Here is a 6,424-nt window from a genome sequence, read left to right as displayed (position 1 = left end):
GATATCGCGCGGACGCTGTACAACGGAGGCACGATGGTGATTGTGCCGAAGGACGACCGGATCGATCCGTCTCGTCTGCACCACTGGATGGAGCGAGAGCGGGTCACCATTTTCGAATCAACGCCGGCGCTGATCGTGCCGTTCTTAGAGTACGTGCACGAGCATGGGCTGGATATGAGCTGGATGGAGCTGTTGATCACGAGTTCGGACAGCTGCAGCGTGGCGGATTACCGGACCTTGCAGGAACGCTTCGGCTCGTTGTTCCGGATCATCAATGCTTATGGCGTGACGGAAGCGGCGATCGATTCCAGCTTCTACGACGAGGAACTGACGAAGCTGCCGCAGACAGGCCATGTGCCGATCGGCAAAGCGTGGCTGAATGCAAAATTCTACATTGTGGACGTGCATATGAACCCGGTGCCGGCCGGGGTGCTGGGCGAGCTGGTCATTGGCGGAGTCGGGGTAGCACGCGGGTACTTGAACCGTCCGGAGCTGACGGAAGAGAAGTTCGTAGACAGTCCGTTCTCCGCAGGCGAGCGGCTGTACCGCACAGGAGACTTGGCGCGGTGGATGGAGGACGGGAATGTGGACTTCATCGGCCGGATCGACAACCAGGCGAAAATCCGGGGGTACCGGATTGAGACGGGCGAAGTCGAAGCGAAACTGCTGAGTGTGGAAGGCGTGCGTGAAGCGGTGGTGCTGGTTCGAAGTGATGCGAACGGGCAGAAAGCGCTGTGTGCGTACTACACAACGGATGGCGAACTGACGGCGGCAGACCTGAAACGGGCGATTGCCAGCGAGCTGCCGGGGTACATGATCCCGTCGTATTTCGTGGAGATTGAGCGCCTGCCTCTGACGCCGAACGGGAAAATCGACCGGAAGGCGCTGCCGACGCCGGAAGGGGGAGCAAACGCAGGCCGCGAATACGTGGCGCCGCGCACCGAACTGGAGGCGAAACTGGTCGCCATCTGGCAGGACGTGCTCGGGCCGGTCACGATTGGCGTAACGGATAACTTCTTCGACCTCGGCGGGCACTCCCTGCGGGCGACGACGCTGGTCAGCAAGGTGCACAAGGAGCTGAGCGTGAACCTGCCATTGCGCGATGTCTTCCGGCACTCGACTATCGAAGCGATGGCCGAAGCGATCAGCCAATTGGAGCGGCAGGAATACCTCTCCATTCCGGTTCTAGATAAGAGGGATCACTATCCGCTTTCCTCCGTGCAAAAACGGCTGTACATCCAACAGAAGATGGAAGGCGCCGAGCTTAGCTACAACATGTCCGGCATGACGGTTCTCGTCGGGCGCTTAGAGCGGAATCAATTCGAGGCGGCGCTCAAAGGATTGATCGCTCGTCACGAAATTTTGCGAACCGGCTTCGAAATGGTCGATGGCATACCGGTACAACGGATTTATCCGGACATGAAGTTCGCCGTCGAGTATACGAAAGCGACGGAAAGTGAAACGAAGAGCATCGCAGCCGGCTTTGTGCGCGTCTTTGATTTGGAGCGGCCGCCGCTACTGCGTGTGGGCTTAGTGGAATGGGAAGCGGAACGGCATCTGCTCATGCTGGACATTCATCATATCGTCACGGATGGCATGTCGATGGGCATCTTCGTCGAAGAGCTGCTGCGACTGTATAACGGCGAGAATCTGGAACCGCTTCGGATCCAATACAAGGAATTCGCTGCTTGGCAGCAGTCCGAACCTGTAAAAGAGCGGCTGAAACGTCAGGAAGCCTACTGGCTGGACGTGTTGGAAGGAAAACTGCCGACGCTTGAACTGCCTACGGACTTTGTCAGACCTGCCGTTCGCAGCTTTGAGGGAGATGTGCTGCCTTTCAGCATCGACAAGCAGATGACCGACAGCTTGCAGCGCATCGCCGATGAGAACGGTGGCACCCTTTATATGGTGTTATCGGCGGTCTATTCAATCCTGCTCAGCAAGTACTCGGGACAAGAAGACTTCATTGTAGGTACGCCGGTTTCAGGTCGCACACATGCCGACCTGGAGCCGCTCATCGGAATGTTTGTCAACACTTTGGCGATTCGCCATTATCCGTCCGGGGAGAAGACGTTCCTCGCTTACTTGAACGAAGTCAAAGAAACGATGCTGGGGGCCTACGATCACCAGGATTATCCGTTCGAGGAGCTTGTGAAAAAGCTGCAGGTTCCGCGAGATCAAAGCCGCAATCCTGTATTCGATGTCGTGTTTGCTCTGGAAACCAAGGAAGATAACGTTCAAAACTTCGGGGATATCAAGATCGAATCTTATCCGGAAACACATACGGTTTCCCAATTTGATCTAACCTTGGTCATTTCGTTGCTGGATGAGGGAATGAACGGGCAGTTTGAATATGCCACCAAGTTGTTCACACGCAATCTGATCGACATTTTCGCTCAGGACCTGCTCGTAATCATCTCTCAAATTTGCGAACAGCCTTCGGTGCTGTTGAAGGATATTTCCCTGAACGGGCAATCCGAACAGGAGCAAGATGTGCTAGAGGCCATTGATATTATTTTCTAATCCCTTACCCGGCTTGGGTGTATGCCGTATTTCTCTCGGTATGCATCCTGCCGGGTGTTTTCTTCCAAATGAAAGTGAAAAATCCACCACAGGAATCTGCCGTCAAGTGCCGCCGAGTAACAATTTCGATTTAATGGAAAATCAACAAAATACTTTTTTCATATTTTTATTCTGCATTATCTATAAGATAGCGTCTATCTAACTGAAGAAGAGTGTATCGCAAGCTATTTTCGACGACAAGAATTGAGCTAGGGTTAATATAATAGAACCGTGGAAGGAAACATCTATGAAAAAAACAATATCGCACTAACACTTTCTTTAGTGTTTACTTTACTAATCGGTAATCCAACAATAAGCTTTGCCAATAATTTTTCGAATACGGTCGACAATGGAAAAGTTGAGAATGGACGAGTGCTGATTCCATTACGTGCTGTTTCAGAGAGATTCAATTCAGAAGTGATCTGGAACCAGGCAAAAAAAAGCATTACGATTATTCATGGCAATCGAGAGCTATTGCTGCATGTTAATTCTCGCACTGCTTTATTAAATAACGCTGCTTTCAAGCTTGATGTGCCAGCAAAAATTGATAAGGGAACAACTTATGTACCAGCTCGTGTTTTTGCTGAGGCCTTTGGCGGAACAGCGCTGTGGTCCGAGCAAGAACGAAAAGCAACCATTACGATCGGACTGCAACAGGTCTTTATCCTTACAGAGTCGCTCAAGCCTTTGAGAATGAGTCAGGAGAGAACAAACGTGCTTAATACAAAGTTAATTGAAGCTACCGATCTCTCAAGCTATTCGCAAATTCGAACATATTTCAGACCTTTTTTCACGGACTCATTTATAAACAAGATTATTCACATTAAAGGAATTAAAAATAACGCTATACTAACAAAAAAGGCCGATATTACCTACGACAGCACCACAGCGGCGAGAATGCACCAATCAGCTTATTTTGAAAGTGATCCTATCAATCTTGAGCTCGTTGATCGTTATGTATTTTATAAGTTTGTTGATAACCAATGGAAGGTAGATGATGTGAACGTGGGCAGACAAATAATTGAGCCATAGTACGGATTAGCAGTTCATTGATCCTCTGTTTGTATATTTTCAAATCTAAATCTGTTAGGATAAATTTTCTTGCAAAAGGTGTAGCGTTAATTACGCTACTCTTTTTTTAGCTGATTCTAGGACAAGTTCTTTTGGAAGCGTTCAAATTTTTTCAGTTTTAAGATGTGAAAAGAACGATTCAATGCATGCATTGTCAAGCAGTTTCCACGTCTAGAATGACTGCCTAGTATTCCAATCCTTGTGAGCTTGTTGCTCGTGATTGAGGAGATCCTGAATCGCGGATAGATAAACAAAGCGATCACCTGCCCGAAAATTAGGTGATGTCGGTTACCAATTTACGCAAAGGGGCTTCTTCATAATCCGATAAACACGCTTATGGTTGACATGAATCCCTTCGCGTTTCAAAGCAACAGTCATACGCAGATAGCCAAAGTACGGATGTAGTCGTTATAAGGCCATTATATGTTCTTCTGGTGACTGCTCTTGCAACCTGCGCGGTTCTGAAATCTTATTACGCCACTTATAATAATCTGCACGTGATACTTCAGCCAATTGTAAGAGTCAACCCAGGTATACCTCACGCTCATCTCCTCGATGCTTCAAACTTTTACTGGTTTGTGATGATTGACCTCCTTTAATGACCATTAGACGGATGAGCAGAAGTGACACGATCATCCACGCAGCAAACCGGATCTTAGATTTCTCGCTTTGAAATGACAGGATAATGAATACGATGCCGAAAACCAGATTCTCAGCGGTGATAATGTGCCAGACATACGTAAATGTTATCCGTGTATCCAAGGCTATATTATTCACTAAGAGCGTCGGCAGTACAGCGGATTGCCCGTTCCATGCGTGCGTAACAGCAAAAAGTATTGCAAGAACGCCGGCAATCAAACAATAATAATTCTTAATTCTTACGTCCATCACAATCCTCCTTAGTTATTTCTGGTTCCTTCTTGTGAAGATCCCGGTAAATCTCCCGAACGGACACTGCCAGCTGCTGGTCACTTTCATGATTAAAGTCTCTTAGCGTGTTAACTGCTATGTCGAGCAATTGACTGACCTTTTCAAGATGTGCGATTTTCTTGCGTGTTTCAGCTTTCTTGGCATCAAGAAATTCAGCGACCTCATGGCAATAAGCAGGATCTACACTCTGCATTCTATAGAACTGAAACTTCCCCTTGATTTCTTCTAGAGAAAAGTCCGCATACTGCATGATTTGAATATTCAACTCCAATGTCAATCGTTTTTTACTATCTTTTTGCATGCGGTATCCATGCAACTATGCTGCCCGCTACTTCAATAAAAAAATTAACAACACAGTTTAACAAAGCCTATTTAAAGAAGTAATGAAATAAGAAAGGTAATGGGTTACAATTCCAAATAAGGACTTGAATAAGGGCAACGTTAAACGCAATTCCTGATGAAAGACTATAAAAAACGACAAAACTTAGTAAGGGATGATCATCTTGAAGCATAACGATCAATTTACAGTATACGAAGGGCAGGCCAACTACATTATTAGCAATATGGAACAAGCCGTAGGGAAGTTACAGATAACGGAAGAAAGTATCAAATTTAATTCATACAAAGTGACTATGATCCAAGAATCCTTTGAAATAAGAAGAACAGATATCAAAAAAGTTGAGAAGAAAAAAACGATGTACATAATGCGAAACAAACTAAAGATTTATTTGAAGAGCGATGAGGACTATACAATATCAACATGGGAACAAGAAAAAATATATAACATATTAACTAAAGACGATAAAGGCAAAGAACAGTTGAAAGCTTATCAGGAAAGTTAGGAACTACGTATAACAACATATATTCACGCTTCGGGCCACTCGGCACTCGGGATCAGGTGGACACATCTGCGAGGCAACTGCGCTTCGCGCAGCCGGTTCGATCGGATGGCCTCGCCTATCTTTTCATACCTTAATCCTCTCGACGTCGTGAATACAAGAACGTTATATGAAACCAATCGAAAGACTTTTAAGAAAGGGGTAATACAAAGATGATCATAAGGGAAGTAACGCAAAAAGATGCAAGTCAATTAGTTGTTTTGCATAAAAAATTAGATAAAGAAACGAAATATATGTTATTTGAGCCTAACGAAAGAGAAGTGGAGATTAGCAACCAATATTACGCGAGTGGAACTAACAGTTATGACGCATAATGATAATGGAATAAAATTATATAAGGAGATGGGATTTGAAGTAGAAATTATATAAGGAGATGGGATTTGAAGTAGAAGGGATAAAGAAAAATTCGATAATAATTGATGATAGATTTGTAGACGAGTACTACATGGCAAAGATTTATTGAGCTAACTCTGAGAAGTGGCTGGCATCATGTTTCTCATCTATTAACGCTAAAGATGAATCCTTTGTGGGGTACTTCTGAGATTTTCTAATAGTGATCGTGAAAGACAGAGACACTATTCGTTCATAATATTATTAAATATCCCATTTTTATTGGTAGTTGACTTATGAGGGGTATTATGTTATTTTTTGTTATGTATTTTTAATTAGATTAGATAGACCATGTCAGAGATAGGACTTAACTTTTGAAGTAAAATACTTAATCGTTGTTAAGGCACGTTAAGTGTTTAATTGCAAACTATGTAATATGTAGTGCGAGTGAATTCGCGCGAACGGGCGAAGCTATGCTCGTTGGCGATTTTTGAGCTTTGATGCTTCATGTATAAGAGAAAAGAGTTTAAACTTAATAATTCATTTAGAAGTAGAACTAGGCATCGATTGTTGGTCATGAACTAACAGTTTAATCCTAGTTTTTTTGCGTTAATGGACTATTTCCACAGATC

General features: G+C 44.8%; 6 protein-coding genes and 1 pseudogene. 4 read left to right on the top strand and 3 right to left on the bottom strand.

Annotation, left to right across the window (positions count from 1 at the left end; genetic code table 11):
- On the top strand, positions 1 to 2,523 hold a 2,523-nt coding region (locus BLS15_RS26955), incomplete at its 5' end, for a condensation domain-containing protein (protein ID WP_139170728.1).
- Positions 2,524 to 2,793: 270 nt separating this feature from the next.
- Entirely contained in the window at positions 2,794 to 3,594 is an 801-nt protein-coding gene (locus tag BLS15_RS26950; protein ID WP_028532101.1) for a copper amine oxidase N-terminal domain-containing protein, read from the top strand.
- A 327-nt stretch (positions 3,595 to 3,921) separates the two neighbouring features.
- On the opposite strand, the pseudogene BLS15_RS30115 reads toward BLS15_RS26950, so the two are convergent.
- The 3 genes and pseudogenes from BLS15_RS30115 to BLS15_RS26935 form a co-directional block, all read right to left on the bottom strand.
- A pseudogene (locus BLS15_RS30115) lies at positions 3,922 to 4,023 on the bottom strand (IS3 family transposase); the annotation flags it as partial.
- A gap of 132 nt (positions 4,024 to 4,155) precedes the next feature.
- The gene (locus BLS15_RS26940; protein ID WP_021255776.1) at positions 4,156 to 4,521 is read right to left on the bottom strand and encodes a hypothetical protein; all 366 of its coding nucleotides are present in this window, start codon (positions 4,519 to 4,521) and stop codon (positions 4,156 to 4,158) included.
- Entirely contained in the window at positions 4,505 to 4,864 is a 360-nt protein-coding gene (locus BLS15_RS26935; protein ID WP_175460848.1) for a MerR family DNA-binding protein, read from the bottom strand. The genes BLS15_RS26940 and BLS15_RS26935 overlap by 17 nt, the downstream gene beginning before the upstream one ends.
- 202 nt (positions 4,865 to 5,066) lie before the next feature.
- Between BLS15_RS26935 and BLS15_RS26930 the strand changes: the two genes are divergently transcribed.
- Entirely contained in the window at positions 5,067 to 5,405 is a 339-nt protein-coding gene (locus tag BLS15_RS26930) for a PH domain-containing protein (RefSeq protein ID WP_090514630.1), read from the top strand.
- Between the two features lie 209 nt (positions 5,406 to 5,614).
- The gene (locus BLS15_RS29685; RefSeq protein WP_021255779.1) at positions 5,615 to 5,776 is read left to right on the top strand and encodes a hypothetical protein; all 162 of its coding nucleotides are present in this window, start codon (positions 5,615 to 5,617) and stop codon (positions 5,774 to 5,776) included.
- Positions 5,777 to 6,424 lie beyond the last annotated feature (648 nt).

It is taken from the genome of Paenibacillus sp. cl6col (assembly GCF_900102125.1).
GTDB lineage: Bacteria > Bacillota > Bacilli > Paenibacillales > Paenibacillaceae > Paenibacillus_B > Paenibacillus_B suaedae.
Note: the sequence above shows the minus strand (reverse complement) of the source record. Positions and strands in the feature narration are given on the sequence as shown.